The organism is Bacillus velezensis (assembly GCF_001461825.1).
GTDB lineage: Bacteria > Bacillota > Bacilli > Bacillales > Bacillaceae > Bacillus > Bacillus velezensis.
The window spans coordinates 235,030-257,743 of record NZ_LLZC01000018.1 but is presented as its reverse complement, the minus strand read 5'-3'; the positions used below and the strand labels follow the sequence as shown (position 1 = coordinate 257,743).

General features: G+C 46.6%; 23 protein-coding genes and 1 pseudogene. 12 read left to right on the top strand and 12 right to left on the bottom strand.

Translation table 11 applies throughout. From position 1 onward, the window contains the following. Positions 1 to 6: 6 nt before the first annotated feature. Together AR442_RS09950 and AR442_RS09945 are read right to left on the bottom strand one after the other, a co-directional pair. On the bottom strand, positions 7 to 1,182 hold the full coding sequence (locus AR442_RS09950; RefSeq protein ID WP_003151841.1) for an acetyl-CoA C-acetyltransferase: 1,176 nt from the start codon (positions 1,180 to 1,182) through the stop codon (positions 7 to 9). Between the two features lie 10 nt (positions 1,183 to 1,192). Beyond that, positions 1,193 to 3,562 (bottom strand): 3-hydroxyacyl-CoA dehydrogenase/enoyl-CoA hydratase family protein, encoded by a 2,370-nt coding sequence (locus AR442_RS09945; protein WP_053285177.1) that lies wholly within the window; start codon positions 3,560 to 3,562, stop codon positions 1,193 to 1,195. A gap of 190 nt (positions 3,563 to 3,752) precedes the next feature. Here AR442_RS09945 and AR442_RS19955 point away from each other — a divergent pair, with 190 nt between their 5' ends. Further along, on the top strand, positions 3,753 to 3,893 hold the full coding sequence (locus tag AR442_RS19955; RefSeq protein ID WP_003151836.1) for a YuzL family protein: 141 nt from the start codon (positions 3,753 to 3,755) through the stop codon (positions 3,891 to 3,893). A gap of 29 nt (positions 3,894 to 3,922) precedes the next feature. On the opposite strand, the gene AR442_RS09935 is transcribed toward AR442_RS19955, so the two are convergent. Continuing rightward, on the bottom strand, positions 3,923 to 4,831 hold the full coding sequence (locus AR442_RS09935) for a proline dehydrogenase family protein (RefSeq protein WP_021494006.1): 909 nt from the start codon (positions 4,829 to 4,831) through the stop codon (positions 3,923 to 3,925). 89 nt (positions 4,832 to 4,920) lie between these two features. Between AR442_RS09935 and AR442_RS09930 the strand changes: the two genes are divergently transcribed. The 4 genes from AR442_RS09930 to AR442_RS09915 all read left to right on the top strand — a co-directional run bounded on the left by AR442_RS09930 (position 4,921) and on the right by AR442_RS09915 (position 7,738). Next, positions 4,921 to 5,178 (top strand): hypothetical protein, encoded by a 258-nt coding sequence (locus tag AR442_RS09930; protein WP_015418171.1) that lies wholly within the window; start codon positions 4,921 to 4,923, stop codon positions 5,176 to 5,178. Between the two features lie 11 nt (positions 5,179 to 5,189). Then, positions 5,190 to 5,522 (top strand): spore coat protein, encoded by a 333-nt coding sequence (locus AR442_RS09925; RefSeq protein ID WP_014418831.1) that lies wholly within the window; start codon positions 5,190 to 5,192, stop codon positions 5,520 to 5,522. 138 nt (positions 5,523 to 5,660) lie between these two features. Beyond that, the gene (locus AR442_RS09920; protein WP_003151828.1) at positions 5,661 to 6,122 is read left to right on the top strand and encodes a MarR family winged helix-turn-helix transcriptional regulator; all 462 of its coding nucleotides are present in this window, start codon (positions 5,661 to 5,663) and stop codon (positions 6,120 to 6,122) included. A gap of 20 nt (positions 6,123 to 6,142) precedes the next feature. Further along, positions 6,143 to 7,738 (top strand): MDR family MFS transporter, encoded by a 1,596-nt coding sequence (locus AR442_RS09915; RefSeq protein ID WP_053285176.1) that lies wholly within the window; start codon positions 6,143 to 6,145, stop codon positions 7,736 to 7,738. Positions 7,739 to 7,850: 112 nt separating this feature from the next. On the opposite strand, the gene AR442_RS09910 is transcribed toward AR442_RS09915, so the two are convergent. Continuing rightward, positions 7,851 to 8,738 carry a LysR family transcriptional regulator gene (locus tag AR442_RS09910; RefSeq protein ID WP_014418832.1) on the bottom strand — a complete coding sequence of 296 codons (888 nt, stop codon included), beginning with the start codon at positions 8,736 to 8,738 and terminating at the stop codon, positions 7,851 to 7,853. 121 nt (positions 8,739 to 8,859) lie between these two features. Between AR442_RS09910 and AR442_RS09905 the strand changes: the two genes are divergently transcribed. Together AR442_RS09905 and AR442_RS09900 are read left to right on the top strand one after the other, a co-directional pair. Then, positions 8,860 to 9,606, top strand: a complete 747-nt coding sequence (locus AR442_RS09905; RefSeq protein WP_014418833.1) for an acetoacetate decarboxylase — start codon at positions 8,860 to 8,862, stop codon at positions 9,604 to 9,606. 13 nt (positions 9,607 to 9,619) lie between these two features. Further along, a complete protein-coding gene (locus AR442_RS09900; protein ID WP_014418834.1) occupies positions 9,620 to 10,660 on the top strand; it encodes a ketopantoate reductase family protein in 1,041 nt (346 codons plus the stop codon). A 193-nt stretch (positions 10,661 to 10,853) separates the two neighbouring features. On the opposite strand, the pseudogene AR442_RS09895 reads toward AR442_RS09900, so the two are convergent. The 4 genes and pseudogenes from AR442_RS09895 to AR442_RS09880 form a co-directional block, all read right to left on the bottom strand. Continuing rightward, a pseudogene (locus tag AR442_RS09895) lies at positions 10,854 to 11,121 on the bottom strand (YusU family protein). Positions 11,122 to 11,123: 2 nt separating this feature from the next. Continuing rightward, entirely contained in the window at positions 11,124 to 11,948 is an 825-nt protein-coding gene (locus AR442_RS09890; RefSeq protein WP_014418835.1) for an ABC transporter ATP-binding protein, read from the bottom strand. 155 nt (positions 11,949 to 12,103) lie between these two features. After that, positions 12,104 to 12,541: a YusW family protein gene (locus AR442_RS09885; protein WP_014418836.1), complete on the bottom strand. Its 438-nt coding sequence runs from the start codon at positions 12,539 to 12,541 to the stop codon at positions 12,104 to 12,106. A gap of 118 nt (positions 12,542 to 12,659) precedes the next feature. Continuing rightward, a complete protein-coding gene (locus AR442_RS09880; RefSeq protein ID WP_014418837.1) occupies positions 12,660 to 14,441 on the bottom strand; it encodes a M3 family oligoendopeptidase in 1,782 nt (593 codons plus the stop codon). Between the two features lie 132 nt (positions 14,442 to 14,573). Here AR442_RS09880 and AR442_RS09875 point away from each other — a divergent pair, with 132 nt between their 5' ends. Both AR442_RS09875 and AR442_RS09870 read left to right on the top strand, forming a co-directional pair. Continuing rightward, a complete protein-coding gene (locus tag AR442_RS09875) occupies positions 14,574 to 15,416 on the top strand; it encodes an oxidoreductase (protein ID WP_014418838.1) in 843 nt (280 codons plus the stop codon). An 89-nt stretch (positions 15,417 to 15,505) separates the two neighbouring features. Beyond that, the gene (locus AR442_RS09870) at positions 15,506 to 15,970 is read left to right on the top strand and encodes a Dps family protein (protein WP_007410071.1); all 465 of its coding nucleotides are present in this window, start codon (positions 15,506 to 15,508) and stop codon (positions 15,968 to 15,970) included. 46 nt (positions 15,971 to 16,016) lie between these two features. Here the strand turns inward: AR442_RS09870 and AR442_RS09865 are convergent, their stop codons facing one another. Beyond that, positions 16,017 to 17,378, bottom strand: coding sequence for a S1C family serine protease (locus tag AR442_RS09865; RefSeq protein WP_053285175.1), 1,362 nt, complete (start codon positions 17,376 to 17,378; stop codon positions 16,017 to 16,019). Positions 17,379 to 17,655: 277 nt separating this feature from the next. On the opposite strand from AR442_RS09865, the gene cssR reads away from it, so the two are divergent. Then, positions 17,656 to 18,333 carry a two-component system response regulator CssR gene (gene cssR / locus AR442_RS09860; RefSeq protein ID WP_053285174.1) on the top strand — a complete coding sequence of 226 codons (678 nt, stop codon included), beginning with the start codon at positions 17,656 to 17,658 and terminating at the stop codon, positions 18,331 to 18,333. Next, positions 18,330 to 19,685, top strand: a complete 1,356-nt coding sequence (gene cssS / locus AR442_RS09855; protein ID WP_014418842.1) for a two-component system sensor histidine kinase CssS — start codon at positions 18,330 to 18,332, stop codon at positions 19,683 to 19,685. Before cssR ends, cssS begins: the two co-directional genes overlap by 4 nt. Before the next feature lie 27 nt (positions 19,686 to 19,712). Here cssS and spxO read toward each other — a convergent pair whose 3' ends face one another. Continuing rightward, positions 19,713 to 19,877, bottom strand: coding sequence for an anti-adapter protein SpxO (gene spxO, locus AR442_RS20315; RefSeq protein ID WP_007410067.1), 165 nt, complete (start codon positions 19,875 to 19,877; stop codon positions 19,713 to 19,715). Between the two features lie 178 nt (positions 19,878 to 20,055). Between spxO and AR442_RS09850 the strand changes: the two genes are divergently transcribed. After that, the gene (locus AR442_RS09850) at positions 20,056 to 20,931 is read left to right on the top strand and encodes a TetR/AcrR family transcriptional regulator (protein ID WP_014418843.1); all 876 of its coding nucleotides are present in this window, start codon (positions 20,056 to 20,058) and stop codon (positions 20,929 to 20,931) included. A 36-nt stretch (positions 20,932 to 20,967) separates the two neighbouring features. On the opposite strand, the gene fumC is transcribed toward AR442_RS09850, so the two are convergent. Continuing rightward, complete coding sequence (gene fumC, locus AR442_RS09845) at positions 20,968 to 22,356, bottom strand: class II fumarate hydratase (RefSeq protein WP_014418844.1); 1,389 nt, start codon at positions 22,354 to 22,356, stop codon at positions 20,968 to 20,970. Positions 22,357 to 22,423: 67 nt separating this feature from the next. Continuing rightward, positions 22,424 to 22,609: a YvzF family protein gene (locus AR442_RS09840; RefSeq protein WP_003151806.1), complete on the bottom strand. Its 186-nt coding sequence runs from the start codon at positions 22,607 to 22,609 to the stop codon at positions 22,424 to 22,426. Positions 22,610 to 22,714 lie beyond the last annotated feature (105 nt).

The following is a 22,714-nucleotide window of genomic DNA, read 5'->3' as shown; positions in this document are numbered from 1 at the left end:
CTTGTTTTAAATGAGCTCAAATACGCCGGCAGCGCCCATGCCGCCTCCGATGCACATCGTCACCACGCCGAATTGCTCGTTTCTCCGTTTCATTTCATGAATGAGTGACAGGGTCAGCTTCGTTCCCGTGCATCCGAGCGGATGTCCGAGCGCGATGGCGCCTCCGTTGACGTTCACCTTTTCTTCATCTATCCCAAGCGATCTGATGACTTGAATGGCCTGTGAAGCAAAGGCCTCATTCAATTCAAAAAGCCCGATATCCTGTAATTCGAGTCCGGCAAGCTTGAGCGCCCGCGGAATGGCTTCAATCGGACCGATCCCCATTACCTCAGGCGGAACGCCGCCTACGGCAAAGGAACGGAATTTGACAAGCGGCGCCAACCCGAGCGACGATGCTTTTTCGCGATCCATCAGCATGACAGCCGCCGCGCCGTCACTTGTTTGTGAAGAGTTCCCGGCCGTCACGGTTCCCGTTTTAGAAAAAGCCGGACGGAGCTTCGCCAAGACGTCAGCCGATGTGCCGGGACGAACGCCTTCATCTTGTGAAAAGGTAAATTGTTTTTTCCGCGGCTTATGGTCATCACCGACTTCTGTCAGCGATACTTCAACCGGCACGATTTCGTCATTGAATTTGCCTTCTTTAAGGGCTTTTGCGGCATTCTGATGGCTGCGGACGGCAAATGCATCTTGGTCTTCTCTGGATACGCCGTACGTTTCGGCGACCTGCTCCGCTGTGTGCCCCATGCTCATGTAATACTCAGGCGCATGCTCCGCCAAAGCGATATTCGGCCGTGTCACATGCCCCATCATCGGAACTTGCGACATGGATTCCGCACCGCCCGCAATGACGGTGTCACCCGCGCCGATCATGATTTTTTCAGCACCGTAAGCGATGGATTGGAGCCCGGAAGAGCAGTAGCGGTTCACCGTAATGGCCGGCACCGTATGAGGAAGCCCCGCCAGCGCACCGATATTCCGCGCCATATTTAATCCTTGTTCGGCTTCAGGTGTTGCGCATCCGATAATTAAGTCATCGATATTTCCTTCATAGCCGCCTGCCCGTTTCAGCGTTTCTTTTACACAAAGCGCGCCTAAATCATCAGGACGAACGGCTGCAAGCGATCCTTTTTTCGCTTTACCGACCGGGGTTCTCGCACCGGCCACAATGACTGCTTCTCTCATAAACACCCTCCTAGTTCCGTAAAGGTTTGCCTTTGACGAGCATATGCTGCATTCTCGCTTGAGATTTCGCCTCGCCAGCGAGGCTTAAAAAGGCTTCTCTTTCAATCTCGAGTAAATATTCTTCTGAAACCTCCGTGCCGAACGGGACTCTTCCGCCGGCAATGACATGGGCCAGCTTCTTCGCAATCTTCATATCGTGATCGGATAAATAACCCGACCGTCTCATTTGGTCTGCTCCGAGCAGTAATGCCGCACAGCCGGTTTCTCCGGTGACTTTCACTTTTTTGCGGGCAGGCGGGCGGTATCCGCTGTCATATAAGGAAGCAGCCAGCTGTTTCGCATCGTGCAGCAGGTGATCCTGATTCATGCTGACACGGTCTGCCGCGGACAAAATCTGCATATCACGGGCTTCGTGTGCCGAACCGGACACTTTGGCAAGCGCGATTGTTTCGAAGGTTTTAATGGCCGCGTCCATCAGTTCACTTCCGCCGTTCAAATAATTCATGTACAGCTCTTTGTTTCCTCCGCCGCCCGGAATAAGGCCGACGCCGGTTTCAACAAGACCCATATACGATTCGCTCGCCGCCTGAACGCGTGCCGCCGGGAGACAGACTTCCGTGCCGCCGCCGAGTGTCATCCCGAATGGCGCCGCGACAACGGGTTTAGCGCTGTATTTGATGTTCAGCATCGTCTGCTGAAAACGGCGGATGACAAAATCGACTTCCATGAAGTTATCATCCTGAGCTTCCATCAAAATCATCGCAAGGTTTGCCCCCGCGCAGAAATGTCTGCCTTGGTTTCCGATGACAAGTCCTTTATAATTCCGCTCGGTTTCCTCAAGCGCATTGTCAATCATCTGAATAATGTCTAAGCCGATCGCGTTGCTTTTCGTATGAAATTCCAGCAGCGCGACATCATCGCCGAGATCAATCAGACTTGCGCCGCTGTTTTTAGTGATAACGCCTTTTGTTTCTTTTAACGTTTGCAGGCTGATCCGTTTCGGATTTTCTTTCACAGCCCTGTATTGGCCGTCTGAATAGTAAAATGGTGTTCCGTTTTCCTTCATATAAAATGTTTCATGGCCCTGATCAAGCATATCTTTCACCCAGCCGGGGATTTCTGCGCCTTCTTCTTCGAGCCGCTCCGCTGATTTTCTGACGCCGATGGCATCCCACATCTCAAACGGGCCGAGCTCCCATCCGAAGCCCCATTTCATGGCGTCGTCAATCGCTTTGATATCATCAGCGATCTCACCTAAAAGCCGGGCTGAGTATAAGAGTGTTTGCGATGTAATATTCCAAAGCAGGCGTCCGGCGCGGTCATCGGAGTATATAAGCGCTTTCATTTTGCCTTTGGCACCCTTTGCCTGTTTGGCGGCTTCTAAAGCGGGCGTCTTCATTTTCGAGCGCTCACCGTATGTCATGGTCAGCGGATCGAGTTCATATATTGTTTTACCTTCTTTTTTGTAAAAACCTTGGCCTGATTTGCTGCCCAGCCAATTGTTTTTCAGCATGTCATTCATAAATTCAGGCAGCTTAAACATGTCTTTTTCAGCGCCGTCGGCTTTATCATACACATTTTTTGCCACATGGGCGAAAGTATCAAGCCCCACAACGTCAAGGGTTCTGAAGGTCGCGCTTTTCGGTCTGCCGATCAAAGGCCCGGTCACCGTGTCCACCTCGCCGATGCGGCAGCCGGAAGAAAGCATTTCTCTTACCGTGACCAGCAGGCCGTACGTACCGATGCGGTTGGCGATAAAGTTAGGCGTGTCTTTCGCGATGACGACACCTTTCCCGAGCGTGTTTTCTGCAAATGAAGTCATAAACTCCAGCACGTCAGGATCTGTTTCCTGAATCGGAATGATTTCCAGAAGCTTTAAGTAGCGGGCCGGATTAAAGAAATGGGTTCCTAAGAAATGGGCTTTAAAATCGGCAGATCGGCCTTCCGCCATTTTTGTGACGGAGATACCGGACGTATTGCTCGACACGATGCTTCCCGGTTTCCGGTATTCATCAACGAGTGAGAAAATCTGTTTTTTTACGTCAAGATTTTCGACGACGACTTCAATAATCCAATCAGCATCCTTTAATTGAGCTGCGTCATCTTCAAAATTCCCCGCAGTTATATAGTCGAGATTGGCAGCCGAAGTCAGCGGCGCCGGTTTTTGCTTCAGCAGCTTTTGCATGGCCGATCGGCTCAGCCTGCTGCGGACCTCCGGGCTTTCTAATGTCAGCCCTTTTTTCATCTCATCCTTTGTCAGCTCGTTTGGCACAATATCAAGCAGCAGGACGGGAATTCCGATGTTAGCCAAGTGCGCGGCAATTCCGGACCCCATGACGCCTGATCCGAGAACGGCTGCTTTCTTTATAAACTTGTGCATGAGTCATCCCCCTTGAACTTTGAATGAATAGTCATTCATTTTTTCGGCAAAAAAAATGAAACCCTTTTCTTCTTTCATCTTAAAAGATTTTCAGGATGACTTCAATAGCAAATATGGAATTTTTTTAAATTTTTCGGCTTCCGCATGTTCCATGGCGCGGGCGGGAAACTTAAACCCGGAGGTGAAGGGAATGGTGCGAGGGAGAAAAGATCCGTCTTCTGCCGCAGTGAGCGCGGCCAGCATGAAAGGAAATGCGGGACCGAAGCAAAAATACGGCGGCGGCAAACGGACGAGCCAAAATCAGCAATATAAAAAAGACAACATGGAATAACATGCTGCGGCTGCTTTTTGGAGCAGCCGTTATTTTTTGAAGATCCCTTTCAGCACAAACGCCGCGTTTGCCGGGCGCTCGGCGATTCTTCTCATCAGGTACCCGTACCAATCGGTTCCGTACGGGACATACACCCTCATCCTGTATCCTTCTTCGGCAAGCTCCTTCTGGCGCTCCGTTCTGATGCCGTACAGCATTTGGAATTCAAACTGCTCCCGGGGAATTTGATGTTCGCTTATGAGTGTTTTCGTATAAGAAATGATGTCATCGTCATGAGTCGCCACCGCCGTTTCATGGCCGCTCAAAAGCTGCAGCTTAATCAGCTGCTGAAAATGAAGATCGGTTGCTTTTTTATCAGGGAATGCAACGGCCGCCGATTCTTTATAAGCGCCTTTTACAAGCCTGAGCCGCGGCTTGTATGGCATCAGACCGCTGATGTCTTCAGCTGCCCGGTACAAATAAGCCTGAATGACGGTGCCGAGCATCGGGAAATCCGGCTTGCACCGCTTATACAGCTCGAGTGTACGGCCGCATCTTGAATAGTCCTCCATATCAATCGTTACAGGCACGCAGCGTTCTTTTGCCTCCGTCAATATGTCTCTGACATGCTGTTCCGCGAGCTTCTCGGAAATATCCAGACCGATGGATGTTAATTTCAGAGACAGCTCACAATCCAGTTGATTCTCGGCAATCGCCCTGATTGCTTTTTTACATTCTTCCGCCGTCCTTTTCGCATCCTTCTCTGAACCCGCATATTCACCTAGATAATCAATCGAAGCCGACAGCCCTTTTTGGTTCAGCCGCTTTACCGTTTTCACAGCTTCTGTGAGTGTTTCCCCTGCAACGAACCTTCCCGCGCCGAAGCGGATTCCGTAAGCCTGGGCGAATTTTGTAAGCATTTTATTTTTCGACAAAAATAAACATATGTTCCGCAGCAAGGATGAACTCCCTCCTTTTTCTTTTATTCGTGTATGAAATCCTGATCGCAGAGAAAGCTAAAAAGAACAGAATTGAAGGAGGCGTTTATATGAACAACCAAGAGCAGCACGGAAACTTGCCGCCTGCCGTCATCTCAACGAAAGACCATTTGTATCTTGAGGACATGCTGAACTGGAATCTGCTTGCCATGAAAAAAGCGCATTTTATGGCGGAACATTGCCAGAATCAGACGTTAAAACAAGAGCTTGATCAGATCGGCCGGATGCATCAGAAGCATTATCAGCACATATTGGGCCGCTTGAACCCCGATCAAGGCGGACAGACAACAACAGGCTATATGCAATAGGAGGACAATACATGGAACAGCAAAATCAAAAAATCACGAATCCGCAAACGCCCGTGCCCAATACGGCGCAAATGAATGACAGAGACTTGGTGAATGAGCTGCTGACGACGGAAAAATACATCACGTCTTCATATTGCACAGCCCTGCACGAGTTCAGCCACGAGTCTCTTTATCAAGATATTCAGGCGATTTTCGATGAGTCACAAAAAGCGCAAAGAAGATTATACGATGTGATGTTTCAAAATGGCTGGTATTCCATTGAAGCAGCCGATACCCAAAAGCTTCAGCAATCGTATGAGAAGTTCCGGCAGACCATTCAGCAGCAGTCTCCCTATCAGCAGTAAAACGAAGAAGGATTTGATGTTTTCGACAAGCATCAATCCTTTTTTTATTTTTGCACAAAAAGATTGACTTATCATTAATCCTTATTTATATTTAACTAATGTTAATTATTTTCTCAAGGAACAAGATGAGGAGGAGTTATGAAAAACGCGGATCAATATGTGTCTGACATCCAGAAATCTCTTCAGACGCTGCTGCAAAACATACAGCCTGAAATGGTGGAAAGCATGGCAAAACACGAGGTGACGCCTGCCCAATTATTTGTTTTAGCCAGCCTGAAAAAACACGGGAGCTGCAAAGTTTCCGAAATTGCGGAACGCATGGAGGTAAAACCGAGCGCAGTGACGCTGATGGCCGACCGCCTCGAGCAAAAAGGACTTATCGTCCGCAAACATAACCAGCAGGACAGACGCGTCATCGACATCAGCCTCACCAAAAAAGGCGAAACAAAATTCGAAGATGTTGTGGAAGGACGGAAAGCGATACTGGCGCGAAACCTGTCCGTTCTGACTGACGATGAACTGATTCAGTCCGTGAACATCATCCGCAAAGTAGCGGAAGCCGCCGAGAAATACGCGGCTGATCAAAAAGAAAACGAATAGAATAGAGGAGCTGCCGAAACATGAGCATTGAAAAGAAAGATCCAAAACGCACATTATTGATAACCGGCTTAATCATCGCCATGTTTTTCTCAGCCCTTGACGGCACCATCGTAGGAACGGCGATTCCTAAAATCGTGGGTGACCTCGGGGGATTAAGCATGATGACGTGGCTGACCACGGCATATCTTTTAACTTCGACGACGATCGTTCCGATTGCGGGGAAACTTGCAGATTTATTGGGACGCCGCGTCGTCTATGTGTCAGGTTTATTGATTTTTATGGGAGCTTCCGCACTGTGCGGAATGGCCAGCAACATGACGGAACTGATTATTTTCCGCGGACTTCAGGGAATCGGCGGCGGTGTCATGATGCCGATGGCTATGATCGTCATCGGGGATTTGTTCACAGGAAAACAGCGTGCCAAGTTCCAAGGGCTTTTCGGGGCGATTTACGGGCTTGCTTCCGTGATCGGCCCGCAAATCGGGGGCTGGATTGTTGACTCATTAAATTGGAAATGGGTTTTCTATATCAACCTGCCTGTCGGAATTTTAGCCGTGATCTTTATCGCAAGAGGACTTCAAGGCAGAAAACAGACTGGGCCGATTAACTTTGACATCGCCGGCATTTTCACAATGATCGTCGGAATCGTCAGCCTCCTCCTCGCGCTCAGCTTCGGAGGAAAGGATTACGCATGGGGCTCTTGGCAGATTCTCGGTCTCTTTGCGCTTGCGCTTGCCGGGATTGTCGGATTCATTTTCGCTGAAATCAAAGCAAAGGAGCCGATTCTGCCGATGTACCTGTTTAAAAACAGAACGTTTACCGTACTGAATCTGATCGGCTTTTTCATGAGTATCGGCATGTTCGGCGCCGTTACGTTCGTTCCTTTCTTTATGCAGGGAATTATCGGAGTCAGCGCCACCGCGTCCGGAACGATTATGACGCCGATGATGGTATCTATGATTATCACAAGTATTATCGGAGGCCAGCTGGTTTATAAGATCGGTATTAAACCGCAAATCATGATCGGCATGCTGATCATGGCCGTCGGCTTCTTCTTATTAACGACATTGCAGCTGGATACAAGCAAGCTCGCGGCGACGTGCTATATGGCCGTGATCGGTCTGGGAATGGGGCTCGTCATGCCGCTTCTCACACTCGCTCTGCAAGAAACGTTTTCAAAAGAAGAGCTGGGTGTTGTGACCTCTTCAAGCCAATTTTTCCGGATGATCGGGGGAACGTTCGGCATTACGGTGCTCGGCGCTGTCATGAATGCCAGATCAGGAAGCCTTTTAACCGACAGACTGATGCCTTACTTAGACTCACTGCCGAAACAGGCAAGTGCCTTTGCCGCCCAGTTTAAAGGTATGATTGACAAGAATCCTGAAGGGCTGCTTCAATCCCTGTTCAGCCAGGAATCGATTAAGCAGATTCCGGCCGCATTTTCTTCCCATATCGTGCCGGTTTTGAAAACGTCACTGATGGATTCGCTTCACAGCGTGTTTTTCACAGGCCTGGCCTTTATCGCTGCCGGATTGATCCTCACGCTGTTTGTTAAATCAATTAAACTGACAAACAAAAAGACAGGCAAACAAGAAGAAAAGGCGAAAGCCGTTTAACAAAGAAAAATCCCGCGGATGCCGCGGGATTTTTTTATATCATCTGGGAATGGCCAGTCTTCCGCCTCATTGGAATTGGGGGAAAAATTCAAAAAAATAATGATGAAACCCTTTAATAAACCTTAAACATTTCATAGTTATCTTTATAGTACGACATAATAAAGTCACGAAAATTTCTTATCGAAGAAGATAACAGCTTATGTCTTAACCAAGATAAGCCGACTGGATATGAAGCAGAGTGATCAGTCACTTTTATAAAATTCAGCCCCAATGTTCTGCAAACTGAAATAGGAAGCAACGCAACACCTTGATCCAGCTTTATAATCTCGACCAGTAAATGAGAATCTGCCTCAAATGCAATATTTGGGGTGAAACCGGCTTTCTCACAAAGCGAGGCTGTAAAACCGCTGTACTCTTCATTATTAGCAAGGGTAATAAATGGTTCATCGGCGGCAAGACGTAAAGAAATTTCTGTTTTACCCGTAAATCGGTGGTTTGAGGGCAAAGCCAGAACAATATCTTCATTTACCAGCACACAACTCTCTATCTCTTCATCTTGAATCGGATGACCTGTTATTCCTAAATCAATGTCCCCTTTTTTTAAACTTGTTATGATCTCGCTTTTAACTCCGATTGCTTGGAGAATTTTTGATTGAGGGGAGCGGTTGATATATTCACTCATCAGTCCTGCAAGGAATCTTGGATTGGAAATAGATATTCTGATGGTGTCAGACATTTGATGTTCCTCCAATTGAATTTCCGTTTGTGCATTTTCAATCTCAGTAAAAATCCTGTTTACATGTTTTAAAAGAATTTTCCCTGCTGAACTCAGCTTAATATTTCTGCCTTTTCTCTCAAACAAGGTTGTTCCCAGTTCATTCTCAAGTCTTTTTATAGTGAGACTTAAAGAAGGCTGGGCAATCTTTAATTGTTCTGCTGCTTTAGAAATATGTTCAGTATAGGCAACTGTCTGAAAGTATTTTAGCTGCAGCAATTCCATCTGTCTGCACCCCTCTCATTTATTTCAATAAATATATATATACCTTATTATGTATTAGATTAAATGTAAATGCGGATGTAAGATAATAGCATAGTTAAAGAAAAGGAAAGGGTGTCATTCAATGAAAATTGATGTGAAAGATATAGCAAAAAATTTAAATACGCCACTAACGGCTCCTGCTTATCCTATCCCAACCTATAAATTTGTTAACCGGGAATATCTTAATATTATTTACCGAACGGATGAAAAAGCTTTACGTGCGGCAGTGCCGGAACCTCTTGAAATTACTGAACCTTTAGTGAAATTCGAAGTGATGTGGATGCCCGATGTTTCCGGACTTGGTGCCTATACAGAGGCGGGACAAGTCATCCCTGTCAGCTTTAATGGTGAAGAAGGAGATTATGTTCATTCTATGTATGTAGACAATTTCCCGGCTATTGCAAGCGGACGGGAACTTACTGCATATCCAAAGAAATTGGGTGCCCCTAAGCTGTATATAGACTCTGATACTCTTGTTGGCACATTGGATTATGGCAGTCTTCGTGTGGCAGCTGCGACTATGGGATATAAACATTTCGAAATGGACAAGGAAAAAGCGAAAAGGGAAATTTGCCGACCTAATTTTATGGTGAAGATTGCTACTGATTACAATGGTGATTTAAGGGTTTGTGATTTGGTGAGAACGCAAATAACGAATATAGAAGTTAAAGGTGCCTGGACTGGACCGGCGCGGCTTCAATTATTTGAACATGCTCTGGCACCGCTTGCAGATTTGCCTGTACTAGAAGTTGTTTCAGCATCTCATATTATTACGGATTTAACCTTAAATGCAGCACAGCCGGTTTATAACTACTTAGAGGAAAAATAAGGAGACGTTTACAATGAGAATTGCAGTTTTAGGAGCAGGTTCTTTAGGAACCATTGTTGGAGCATATCTGTCTGCTGGCGGAATGGATGTCGAATTGATTGATTCATACAAAGAACATGTAGATACTTTAAATCAAATAGGTGCTAAAGTAGTTGGTACAACGGAATTTCAAGCAAAGGTGAAAGCCATTACCCCTGAAAACAAGTCAGGCAAGTATGATTTCATATTACTTCTGACGAAACAATTATATAATGACTCCATTCTTAAGGAGTTACTGCCTTTTTTAAAGGATGACAGTGTAGTATGTTCCTTGCAAAACGGTATACCTGAACAGAAAGTCGCTTCGATCGTTGGTGATGAACGTGTTATTGCAGGTTCTGTTGAATTTGGTGCTACGTTTATTGAACCGGGCGTATCCAGACTTACAACTGAGTATACTCAATTTAAAGAGTACGCTTTTCAAATTGGAGAATTACATGGTGAAACAACAGAAAGAATCCAGCGTATTAAATCGGTTTTAGACCTTATCGGCGGAACACATATTTCCGATAATTTAGTTGGAACGAAGTGGTCAAAATTACTTATCAATAATGCATTCAGTGGTTTATCGGCAGCATTAAACGGAGAATACGGAGACATTCTTGACCATGAAATCGGCATTGTTAGTGCAGTTCATATCGCAGATGAGACGATTAAGGTTGGACACGCCAATGGTGTCAAATTTGCGAAAATGGGCGGCCTTGATTTAGAATCTTTGGAATTAAGAAGCGAAAATGATATTCCTGAACGTATCCAAACATTTAGGTCAGCCATGGAACCATCTAGGCTGCTAAGAGCAAGTATGCTTCAGGATCTTGAGAAAAAACGCAAAACTGAAATTGATTATATTAATGGAGTTATTCCCAAAATGGCAGAAGGTACTGGCATTTCAACACCTTTTCATGATTTGGTTGTAGCACAAGTCAAATGTGCCGAGGAATCTCAAACAGTGCCCAATTTTGATACAAATATAAAAGCATTTGAAGAGTTATTACGTATCCGAAAGGAAATGTGATATATAGGAAAGAGAGAAAGGGATTGCTGCGGCGGTCCTTTTTTCTTGGTTCAGCAAGCGGAAGAAATATACGTTAACAAACGGGTGCGTTAGTTACATTAAAGTTCTTCGCTATGAATTGAACGGGCGCCTTTATTGATTCCTTTTCAGCAAAAAAAGCTTCCGGCACCTCTCTTTGATGCCGAAAGCTTTTTTATTGTTTTTTTCTGTGTGCTTCATTGAGCTGTTTAATGTGCTGTATCGCAGCTTTGATGCCCTCTTTGGCGTCCGGGTAGGATTGATTCCAATGTTTGACGAGCGGAGGCATGCTTTTTGCGATATGTGTATACAAAATCCACTGCCTGACTTCTTCCTTTACATCCGGGTTTGTTTCGCCAAGCAATAGTTCCGTGTATTTTTCAAGCAGGCCGTCCAGCTGCTGCTGCAGTTTCTCTTCCATACCGTTCCCTTCCCTTTTTCATGATTATGACAATCGGGCGGTGAGGGCCGCTTCCTGCACGATACATCTGCCGCGTCCGTGCGGAATGCAAAGCGGCGTGCCGAACAGCGGGTCTTGCGTTACCTGGCAGTTCATCGCAAAGACCTGCTGTACAAGCTCGCAAGTGATGACTTCTTCGGGACGGCCCTCTGCGTAAATCTGTTTATCCTTAATGGCGACCAGATAATGGGCATAACGGCATGCCAGATTGAGGTCGTGCAGCACCATGACGATTGTGCGTTTTTCTTTTTCATTTAATTCAAACAGCAAATCAAGAATTTCAATTTGATGCGTCATGTCGAGATAGGTTGTCGGCTCGTCAAGCAGAATGATATCTGTATCCTGAGCGAGTGTCATCGCAATCCATGCGCGCTGGCGCTGTCCGCCTGACAAGGAATCTACCGGACGGTCGGCCATTTCCTCAAGCTTCGTCGCTTTAAGCGCGTTTGCCACTGCGTCTTCGTCCTCTTTAGACCATTGCTTCAGCCAGCTTTGATAAGGGTATCTTCCCTGCTTCACAAGCTGATGCACCGTCAGGCCTTCGGGAGCTGACGGACTCTGCGGCAAAATAGCGAGCTCTCTTGCCACTTCCTTCGTCGGAAGCTTAGCGATGGCTTTTCCTTCTAAAAGCACAGAACCGCCCCTCGGTTTCATAAGCCGGGCCAATGAACGTAAAAGCGTCGATTTTCCGCAGCCGTTGCTTCCGATCAATACAGTTATTTCGCCTTTTGGAATCGCGACATCCAATTCGTCAATGATAACAGTTTCTCCGTACCCTAAGCTCAGCGTCTCTGTAGAAATTGCACTCATACCGCTAACCGCTCCTTTTTTGAGTTTCCCAACACTATGTATATAAACAAATTGCCTAAACATTCAACGTGAGATCATGATTATATTGTAACAGAAATTAATGACTCTGAATATCATTATCAATTAGTTTTGGGCAAAAAAGCAGCGGACGGCGGTTATTTTTTTATTTCTGTCATTTCTCCGTTGTTCTTTTTCAGTTTCAGATAAAAATGGTCATAGCGGCTGTCCAAATTAAAAGCCGAGAGCACCTGCCGGACGACCTCGCTTTCCTGCATCCGGCTGTTTACGGCAAGTTCTCCGAGGATCATCTTCATTTCATCAAGCGCTTCCTCGCCCTCTCTGTGAACCCCTGAGAGCTTGTCCCGGATGTCCGCCTTTTCATGACCGCTTTTTCTTTCATACAAACCTTCATAGCGGTTATGCTCTCCGGCTCCGTAGCTGACGCGCAGGGAAAAGCTGCTGTAAGGAACCTGCTTCGCAGATGACACGGGTGTGCTGTCTTGTTCCGCTTCCCGTTTTTCTTCAATCAATCGGCAGCCGGCAATCAGCATCAGCGTAAGACATAAAACGCCCGCCGTCCTGAACCATTTCATGCGATTCACTCCCATTCCATTCCGATCGTTTTTAGGTATTTCCAAGGGAGGCGGCTGTCATTCATGGAACAAAAAAGAACCGGAGCGGTAACACTCCGGCCGGTTCATCTCCAGATTATCATTCAGTCAGCTCTAAAAATTCCTGCACATCCTGTACGGCAAGGCGGACCGCGTCTTCCCAAAACGACCGTTCCGTCAGATCCGCTCCAAGGTGCTTCATCGCCAAATCCTCAACGGTCATCGAAGCCGTGTCACACAAAAGCGCGATATATTTTTCTTCAAAATCCGCTTTTTCCCGAAGAGCTCTTGCGTATATTCCAAGCGAAAATAAATAACCGAACGTATACGGAAAGTTGTAAAACGGCACTCCTGTAATATGAAAATGCAGTTTTGAAGCCCAGAAATGAGGGTGGTATTCCCCTAATGAATCGCAAAACGCTTCTTTCTGCGCCGCTTCCATCAGTTCATTCAGTTTCTCAGCCGGAACGACGCCCTGCTTCCGTTCTTCATAAAAACGCGTTTCAAATAAAAATCTCGCATGAATATTCATAAACATGGCTACGCTTCTTTGAATTTTATCTTCAAGCAAGAACAGCTTTTCATCCTTTGTCTCCGCTTGTTTCAAAGCGGCGTCGGCGACGATCATTTCCGCAAAGGTCGAGGCTGTTTCAGCCACATTCATGGCGTAGGCCCTGTTCAGCTGCCGCACTTGAAGCATGGCCTCCTGATGGAACGCGTGACCGAGCTCATGCGCCAGCGTCGATACATTCGAAGCGCTTCCGGAAAATGTCATGAAAATCCGGGATTCTCCGCTGTCGGGGAAACTGGTGCAGAAACCGCCGACCCGTTTGCCGCTGCGGTCTTCCGCTTCTATCCACCGATCACGAAACGCTTTTTCCGTAAATGCGGACAGCTTTTTGCCAAACGTCGAAAATTGGCTGACGATCAGATTGGCCGCTTCATCAAATGTGTATTCTTTCGGAGCCTCGCCGATCGGCGCGCCCACATCATACCAGTTCAGCCGCTCAAGCCCTAAAAGAGATGCCTTTCGATTCAGGTATTCGGCAAAAGGCTTTTTATGATCGGTAATGACCTGCCACATGACATCCAGCGTTTCTTTTTTCATTCGGTTGATCGCAAGCGGCTCTTCCAAAGCGCTTTTCCAGCCCCGCGCTTTATAGATTTCCGTGCGGAAGCCGGCCAGATGGTTCAGCGTGCTGCCGAAAAGCTCCTCTTCTCCTTTCCAGGCTTCATTAAGCTCTTTGAACACTTGACGTCTGATGCGGCGGTCCGGGTGCGCCATCATATTTTCCGCTTGGCCGACCGACAGCTCTTTATCCTCAAACGGAATCTTCATTCTGCCGACAGCCGCATTATACAGGTCGCCCCATGCGTGATAGCCGTCAACGGCCAGGCCTTCAATCAGTCTTTCTTCTGAAGCGCTGAGCTTCTCCTTGACACGGTCTCTTCTCTCATTTAAAACATATGTGAGATCCTGAAGTTCCGGTTTTTGCAGCAGCTCCTCCCAAACCCGCTCGTCAATCCGGGCAAGTGTATCGTCAAGGGTGACCAGAGCGGATTTAAAATCACTGCTCAGCTGATTAATCCGCGCCCTCCATTCATTCGCTTTCTGATCATGAGTGTTCTGAGCCTGAAGACAGCCGACGAACGCTCCCGCCTGCCTGATCATGATCGCTGACCGTTCAAACCTATCGATCAGATTGATCAGGTCCCGGCTTTCATCCGCATGCGCCGGAACTGTAAACGCTTCAACCGCATGTTGAAAGACGCTTAGATGCTTTTTGAGCTCTTGTATGTATTGCTGAAACTCTTCCGACCGGCTCCCGCCCTCAAAAATCGAGTTTAAATCCCATGTTTCCTTCAATCCCTCTAATGCCATCTTTTCTTTACCCCTTTCTATCCGAAGCTGACTCCATTATAAAACAATTCTGACATATTTCCGAACGATTTCTCCTTCTTTCCGCGAGATGTTATACACTATGAGATAAGAACAAACGGGGAGGATTATAAGATGAACAGAAAAATTGCCATTGTAACCGGCGCGACGAGCGGATTCGGGCTGCTGACAGCGCTGAAGCTCGCCCGGTCTTATCACGTCATCGCAACAGCCAGACAGCCGGAGAAAGCTGAAATACTGAAAGAGGCCGCCGCTCAAGCGGGTGCATCCGATCATGTTACGGTCGTTTCTTTAGATGTGACAAATGAGCAGTCGGTGTCTGACTTCGGGAACACCATCAGCGGTTTCGGACCGATTGACCTGCTCGTCAATAACGCCGGCTCTGCGTACGGGGGGTTTATTGACGATGTGCTGATGGAACATTACAGACAGCAGTATGAAACAAATGTATTCGGTCTGATTCACGTCACAAAAACCGTGCTGCCTTATATGCGAAAACATGGCGGGGCGAAAATCTTCAATATCAGCAGTATCAGCGGACTGACCGGTTTCCCGGCTCTATCTCCGTACGTCTCTTCCAAATTCGCGGTTGAAGGATTTACAGAGTGTCTGCGCCTCGAACTGCTGCCTTTAGGAATTGATGCAGCTTTAATAGAACCGGGCTCCTATAAAACGTCTATTTGGAAGACGTCTCTCTCCAATCATCTTACGGCACCCGCCAAAGATTCGCCCTATTACCGCTATTATCAGCAAATCGAAGCTTACTTCAAAGCCAACGCATCCAAAAGCGGCGATCCTGATGACGTAGCGGAGCTGATTTATCAATTGGCACAAAGGAAACGGCTGAAGAAACTGCGGTATCCGATCGGCAGGGGCGTTAAGCTGGCATTGGCTTTCCGCTCACTCTTCTCGTGGTCCGCCTGGGAATCTGTTGTGAAGAAAAAGCTGTTCACTTAAACCTAAATTATAATTATTATAATTTAGTATTGATTTTTATTTGATATGTGGTATAATTAAATTAACAGATCACAGGGAGGACGATGAATATGAATACACAAAACGCGAAAAAAACTGAAACTCTTGTTGAGAAATCAATGAACACACAATTATCAAACTGGTTTATCCTTTACTCTAAACTGCACCGCTTCCATTGGTATGTAAAAGGTCCTCATTTCTTTACGCTTCATGAAAAATTTGAAGAACTGTATAACGAAGCGGCGGAAACGGCGGATGCCATCGCAGAGCGTCTTCTGGCCATCGGCGGACAGCCTGCGGCGACTTTACACACTTACCTTGAACAAGCTTCCATTACGGATGAAGGCCAGGAAAAAACGGCTTCTGAAATGGTGGAATCACTGGTTCAAGACTATAAACAAATCAGCCGCGAATCAAAATTTGTCATCGGCATCGCCGAGGAACAAAATGACCCGTCAACTGCCGACCTGTTTGTCGGATTAGTTGAAGAAGCGGACAAGCACGTGTGGATGCTGTCAGCCTACTTGGGAGAATGACGAAAAAAGCTGAACCTCAGTTGAAGGTTCAGCTTTTTTTATGCGTTCAGCTTGCGCTTTCGGTTTGTTTCGTTAATGTGACGTTCAGCGTCTTTTTGCTTCCGCTTCTGAGAACTTGAACAGTCGTTTTATCGCCGATTTTCAGCTGGTTATATAAGATCTGTCTGATATCGGCGCTGCTGCCGACATCTTTGCCGTTCAATTGTACAATGACGTCATTGGATTTGATGCCCGCTTTCGCAGCCGGTGAGCCGGATTGCACTTCTTTTACGTAAACACCCTTAGACAGCTGGTCGCCGAACAGTCCGAGCGTGTTTTCCTGATAGGTTTCCGGCACTTGCGACATATCAATCATCTGCACACCTAAAAACGGGCGCTCGACTTTTCCTTTTGCAAGCAGCTGGTCGACTATCGGTTCTACATCATTGCTCGGAATGGCAAAGCCGAGTGACTCCACGCCGCTTTCACTGACTTTCATGCTGTTGATCCCGATAACCTGGCCGCTTGAGTTGATTAACGGGCCGCCGCTGTTTCCGGGGTTAATCGCCGCATCCGTCTGAATCACGTTCATTTCCACCGTGCCTTGGGATGTATCGGCGTCTACCGTTCTGTTCAGCCCGCTGATGACACCTTGTGTGACGGTGCCGGAAAACTGCTGGCCGAGCGGGTTGCCGATGGCAATTACTTTATCGGCAATGCGGAGCTTGGAGGAATCCCCGAAGCTGGCCGCTTTTTTGACATTGGACGAGCTGATTTCCAATACAGCCAAGTCACTGATAGCATCCTTTCCGACAAGCTTTGCCGTTTCGGTTTTCCCATTGTAAAGAGTGACCGACAGTTTGTTCGCACCTTCTACGACATGATTGTTTGTAATGATGTACGCTTTTTCGCCGTCTTTTTTGAAGATGACGCCTGACCCCGTGCCGCTCTCCGTTTCAGAGCTTGAACCGCCGTCAAGTCCGAACTGGCTGCTTTGCGAAGCTTGGTAGTTGGACACTCCCACAATCGCAGGCTCCAAATCTTCTACCATATCCGCTACGCTTGAGGTATTTTTCAAAGGCGTTGACGTAAAATTCGAAGACTGAACTTGTTTCGTATCAGAAACGGCTTCTGTCTTATGCTGCTCACTCGGCAGGTTCGGCACAATGCCAAGCACGAGGCCTCCGCCGATAATACCGCCTAAAATCGGGCTCAGCCAAGCGGCTCTCCGTTTTTTTTCTTTTTTCACGGCAGCCGTTTTTTCAAATTCCGCGCCGGCGGCCGTCTCGTTTTCCGCTTCTTTCGAGACGGGCCCTTCGAGCAGCTCCGGCTCCTGATGGCTGATCCGCTGCTGTTCATTTCTGTTTTGTTCCGTATGTGAAAGATCTGACTGATCGCGGCTTCTGCCGTCAGCTCGATGATCATTCATATTCACGCACACTCCTTTTAGCATGTTTTCATTCTATCGATTACATATTCATCGCATGTACAAGTTCTATTGTCCCAATAATAAGGAGAAAAGCAAAGCTCCAAAACAAAATGTGTTTAAACATGTTATCTTCCCCGCTTTTTTTCTTCCTTTCTTCCCTTATACACATCATAAACAAACATTGTGGGATAAAAATGAAAAGAATATGTGAAATTATGAAAATGCGGCTTGAGTGTGTTAAAACTAGTATAATGACGTTGAAAGGATGTGAAATGCCTTGTCATACACCATTTATCTAGTTGAAGATGAGGATAACCTGAATGAACTGCTCACAAAATATTTAGAGAATGAAGGCTGGAACATTACATCTTTCACAAAAGGCGAAGATGCCAGAAAGCAGATGCTGCCGTCTCCCCACTTGTGGATTCTCGACATCATGCTTCCGGATACGGACGGCTATACATTGATAAAAGAAATAAAAGAAAAAGATCCCGATGTGCCCGTCATTTTCATTTCCGCGCGGGATGCCGATATTGACAGAGTCCTCGGGTTAGAGCTTGGAAGCAATGATTATATCGCCAAGCCTTTTTTGCCGAGAGAGCTCATTATACGGGTTCAGAAGCTGCTGGAGCTCGTGTATAAAGAACAGCCCGCCGCAAAGAAAACCGGCATCACCGTTTCTTCCTACAATGTGATCGAAGATGCCCGAGAGGTTTATGATGAAACCGGCAGCCTGGTCAATTTGACGTCTAAGGAATTTGATCTGCTGCTTTTATTTCTTCACCATAAAGGACACCCCTTTTCCAGGGAAGATATTCTGCTGAAAATATGGGGCCATGATTATTTCGGCACTGACCGGGTGGTCGATGATCTTGTGCGGAGGCTGCGGAAAAAAATGCCGGAGTTAAAGGTTGAGACCATTTACGGATTCGGCTACAGGATGATGACGTCATGAAAAATAAGCCGCTTGCTTTTCAAATATGGGTGGTCATCTCAGGCATCCTCTTAGCCATTTCGATTCTGCTGCTCGTGCTGTTCTCAAATACGCTGCGTAATTTTTTCACGGATGAAACGTATACGACCATTGAAAATGAACAGCATGTACTGACGGAGTACCGGCTGCCCGGATCGATCGAGCGTGGATATTACAGCGAGGATGCGACCGCTCCGACGACTTTCCGATCCGTTCAGCACGTTCTTCTGCCGGAACGGGAGGAATCGGCCAGTGACAAAGACTTGAACTACTTTTCTTCTTCCTTTATCCATAAGGTGTACAAGCTCGCGGGCCGCCAGCACAGCGTCACGAAACGATACAGCGCGGACATCAGCGGTGAAAAAGTATTTTTCGTCATTAAAAAAGGCCTCACCATTAACGGCCAGGATGCGATGATGCTGTCTTACGCCCTTGATTCTTATCGTGATGATCTGGCATTCACCCTGTTCAAGCAGCTGCTCTTTATCATTGCCGGCGTGATTTTGTTAAGCTGGATTCCGGCGATTTGGCTTGCCAAATATCTCTCGCGCCCGCTCGTTTCCTTAGAGAAGCATGTCAAACGGATTTCAAAACAGGATTGGGATGATCCGGTCATCGTTGACAGGAAAGACGAAATCGGAAAATTAGGCCATACCATTGAAGACATGCGGAGCAAGCTGGTGCAAAAGGATGAAACGGAAAGAACGCTCCTGCAAAATATCTCTCATGATTTAAAAACGCCTGTCATGGTGATAAGGGGCTATACTCAATCAATAAAGGACGGGATTTTTCCTAAGGGGGATCTGGAAACCACAATTGATGTCATTGAAGGCGAAGCAGAAAAACTTGAGAAGAAAATTAAGGATTTATTATATTTAACGAAGCTTGATTATTTAATGAAGCAGCGGGTGCACCATGAGACATTTGACATTGTGAAGGTCACGGAAGAAGTCATTGAACGGCTCAAATGGGCCCGGAAGGAATTATCGTGGACCGTTGAAACAGAAGATGCATTAATGATGCCCGGTGATCCGGAACAATGGAGCAAACTTCTTGAAAACATTCTCGAAAATCAAATCCGCTATGCAGAAACGGCGATTCACATTCGGATCAGCCAAAATCAGCAGCAGATTGTCATGACGGTTAAAAATGACGGGCCTCCGATTGAGGATGAGATGCTATCCAGCTTGTACGAGCCTTTTAATAAAGGGAAGAAAGGCGAGTTCGGCATAGGACTCAGCATCGTAAAACGGATTTTAACCCTGCATAAAGCATCAATTTCAATTGAAAATGGCCAATCGGGTGTAATCTACCGAATTATCGTACCAAAGTAGACTGTAGTGTTTCATTGCAGTCTTTTTTTATGTGAAGGAGTAGCCGTTAAAATCTCTGTAGTTTGTTTTCAGCGGTTTTTGGCATTGATGAACCCATTTCTTTTCACAAATTGTCTTTTTCGGATATTTCACCTTTTCGACTTTAATTCCTCTGTTTCGCAAGCGGCTGATCATTTCATCTAATTCTTTCATTTTCAGATTCACCCTTTCGCCAGAACTTTGACCATTCGGTCAGCTCACTTTATAATATAAATAAAACAAAACAAAAAAACAAGTTACAATCAGGTTAAATTTACGGAATATCAATGTGACCATATAGTCATACATAAGAAGCACAAGCCAGCCTCCTGGCTCCGAAAGGGTGGAACCATTGAAGGAAAAAGAAAAGCTGATCATTGAAGCAGCAATTAAACTGTTTGCCCGAAAAGGGTACAAATCTACATCGGTTCAGGAAATCGCCGATGAATGCAAAATCTCAAAAGGCGCTTTTTATCTATACTTTCCTTCCAAAGAAGCACTGCTTCTATCCATGCTGAATTACTACTATGATAAAACGTTTACCCGAATCACGACGATCCAAACGGAGGGTGACAGTCCGAGAGCCGCTTATCAAAAACAGCTTGCGGTGTTTTACGAATCGATTCTCGCCCATCAGGATTTTATTACCATGCAGATGAAAGACGGTTCACTTCCTTATACCGAAGAAGCGGCGCAGTGCGGAAAGAGAATCCGCCGGTCGATCCTGCAGTTTCATATCGACAGTCTTCTTGCTATTTACGGAGAAAAAGCTGAACCATACACAGCCGAGCTTTGTTTTTTAATAGAAGGAATCAGTCAGATGTATCTTGAATATCTCATTCTGACCGGCCGGTCCGTACAGCCTTCGCTTCTGGCAAATACCGTGATTCACAGAATTGATGACATCGTAAACGGAATGGCGGACAGACATGATGAAGCGTTTATTTCTCTTGATGAGGCAAGCTCACTGTTTGGGCCCCTTCATAACGGGCAGCCCGATCCTTTAAGCCAATCGATCTTGCAGACCCTCCGCACGCGCATCGGCACGATGGACAAGGCGCAAGCATCTGAATTCACCGGGAGCTTGGATATTCTGGAAGCGGAAATGAAGAAAAAGTCGCCGAAACCGGCAATCATCAAAGGAATGATTTTGAATTTGAAGGAATCCGACCTGCTGGCTGAAGATGCAGAACAGCTCAGATTTTTACTGAAACAGCAGTTTATTTAGAAGAACGGCCGCAATGACTGCAGCCGTTCTTTCTTTTTATGCTTTCGGGTGCACCATATCTTCCGGACGCACCATTTCATTAAATTGTTCTTCTGTCAGAAGGTTCAGCTGTAATGCCGCTTCTTTCAGCGTCAGGCCTTCTTTGTGGGCAAGCTTGGCGATTTTCGCGGCGTTTTCATAACCGATGTGCGGGTTAAGCGCCGTAACAAGCATTAATGAGTTAGAGAGATTTTCCTGAATCGTCTCTTGGTTCGGCTCAATACCGACAGCGCATTTGTCATGGAAGGAATTCATTCCGTCACTGAGCAGCTGCACGGTCTGCAGGAAGTTATAAATAATAACCGGTTTGAAGACATTCAGCTCGAAGTTTCCTTGGCTGGCCGCAAATCCGATTGTCGCGTCATTTCCCATCACTTGCGCGGCGATCATTGTCAGCGCCTCACTTTGCGTCGGGTTGACTTTACCCGGCATGATAGAGCTTCCCGGCTCATTTTCAGGAATGACGATTTCGCCGATTCCGCAGCGCGGGCCGCTGGCCAGCCATCTGACATCGTTGGCAATCTTCATCAGGTCGGCAGCCAATGCTTTTAACGCGCCGTGAACGTAAGTGATTTCATCATGGCTTGTGAGCGCATGGAATTTGTTAGGCGAACTCTTGAATGTCTGCCCCGTTACTTTTGTGATTTCTTCCGCGACGAATTCACCGAACTGCGGATGGGCGTTGATTCCCGTGCCGACTGCCGTGCCTCCGATGGCAAGCGCGCGGATTTTTTCCGTTGACTCAAGAATCATTTCTTTCGATCGGTCAAGCATGTATACCCAGCCGCTGATTTCCTGTCCGAGCGTCAGCGGAGTGGCGTCCTGCAAATGCGTGCGTCCGATTTTCACAATATCCTGATAAGCTTTCGCTTTTTCATCAAGCGTCGCGCGCAGCTGATCAAGCGCCGGAACGAGCTGCTCATATACGGCAAGAACCGCCGCAACGTGCATCGCCGTCGGGAATGTATCGTTTGAGCTTTGGCTGCGGTTAACGTCATCATTCGGATGAATCTTAAGCTCGGAATTTTTTTCTTTCAATAAAGCAGTCGCGCGGTTGGCCACCACTTCATTCATGTTCATGTTGCTTTGCGTGCCGCTTCCCGTCTGCCAGACAACGAGCGGAAAGTTATCGTCGTATTTGCCGTTTAAAACATCGTCACATACAGCGGCAATCGCCTGGGCTTTTTCAGACTCTAAGTTGCCGAGGCGTTCGTTGGCGATCGCTGTGCTTCTTTTTAATATTGCAAACGCCTTCACAACACGCTGAGGCATTTTTTCTGAACCGATTTTGAAGTTCTCTTTGCTGCGCTGTGTCTGAGCGCCCCAAAATTTATCTGCCGGAACTTTAACTTCTCCCATGGTGTCTTTTTCAATTCTGTAGTCCATTTATGTATCCCTCCATAACAGTTGCTTCACCCTGAGTATTATTCGCCAGTAACAGATGAAACCCTTTTTATTTTTCGGCCTTGGCCGTTTTTAATTTCAGCTCAAGATAGACGCGCGAATCCTTTGAGTATTTATACTTCGGATTTGTTTTACGGTATTCTTTCGACGTGTAAGCCACTTCGTAATGCGCTTCAAATGATTTGATGAGCTGTTCAATTTCTTCGGCATTTCCTGCCAGTCTGACTTGTGCCACATCTCTCCTCCGCTTTCATAAAAAAACTTGTACCATTAAATACTTTATCATAGTATATCATTTTTTTAACAGGAAAAGATAACCTCAATTAAGGATTGGAAGGCG

Coding starts and splice junctions, on each gene's coding strand:
- AR442_RS09950 (WP_003151841.1), bottom strand. CDS start 1,182: ATGAGAGAAGCAGTCATTGTGGCCGGTGCGAGAACCCCGGTCGGTAAA.
- AR442_RS09945 (WP_053285177.1), bottom strand. CDS start 3,562: ATGCACAAGTTTATAAAGAAAGCAGCCGTTCTCGGATCAGGCGTCATG.
- AR442_RS19955 (WP_003151836.1), top strand. CDS start 3,753: ATGGTGCGAGGGAGAAAAGATCCGTCTTCTGCCGCAGTGAGCGCGGCC.
- AR442_RS09930 (WP_015418171.1), top strand. CDS start 4,921: ATGAACAACCAAGAGCAGCACGGAAACTTGCCGCCTGCCGTCATCTCA.
- AR442_RS09925 (WP_014418831.1), top strand. CDS start 5,190: ATGGAACAGCAAAATCAAAAAATCACGAATCCGCAAACGCCCGTGCCC.
- AR442_RS09920 (WP_003151828.1), top strand. CDS start 5,661: ATGAAAAACGCGGATCAATATGTGTCTGACATCCAGAAATCTCTTCAG.
- AR442_RS09915 (WP_053285176.1), top strand. CDS start 6,143: ATGAGCATTGAAAAGAAAGATCCAAAACGCACATTATTGATAACCGGC.
- AR442_RS09910 (WP_014418832.1), bottom strand. CDS start 8,738: ATGGAATTGCTGCAGCTAAAATACTTTCAGACAGTTGCCTATACTGAA.
- AR442_RS09905 (WP_014418833.1), top strand. CDS start 8,860: ATGAAAATTGATGTGAAAGATATAGCAAAAAATTTAAATACGCCACTA.
- AR442_RS09900 (WP_014418834.1), top strand. CDS start 9,620: ATGAGAATTGCAGTTTTAGGAGCAGGTTCTTTAGGAACCATTGTTGGA.
- AR442_RS09890 (WP_014418835.1), bottom strand. CDS start 11,948: ATGAGTGCAATTTCTACAGAGACGCTGAGCTTAGGGTACGGAGAAACT.
- AR442_RS09885 (WP_014418836.1), bottom strand. CDS start 12,541: ATGAAATGGTTCAGGACGGCGGGCGTTTTATGTCTTACGCTGATGCTG.
- AR442_RS09880 (WP_014418837.1), bottom strand. CDS start 14,441: ATGGCATTAGAGGGATTGAAGGAAACATGGGATTTAAACTCGATTTTT.
- AR442_RS09875 (WP_014418838.1), top strand. CDS start 14,574: ATGAACAGAAAAATTGCCATTGTAACCGGCGCGACGAGCGGATTCGGG.
- AR442_RS09870 (WP_007410071.1), top strand. CDS start 15,506: ATGAATACACAAAACGCGAAAAAAACTGAAACTCTTGTTGAGAAATCA.
- AR442_RS09865 (WP_053285175.1), bottom strand. CDS start 17,378: ATGAATGATCATCGAGCTGACGGCAGAAGCCGCGATCAGTCAGATCTT.
- cssS (WP_014418842.1), top strand. CDS start 18,330: ATGAAAAATAAGCCGCTTGCTTTTCAAATATGGGTGGTCATCTCAGGC.
- spxO (WP_007410067.1), bottom strand. CDS start 19,877: ATGAAAGAATTAGATGAAATGATCAGCCGCTTGCGAAACAGAGGAATT.
- fumC (WP_014418844.1), bottom strand. CDS start 22,356: ATGGACTACAGAATTGAAAAAGACACCATGGGAGAAGTTAAAGTTCCG.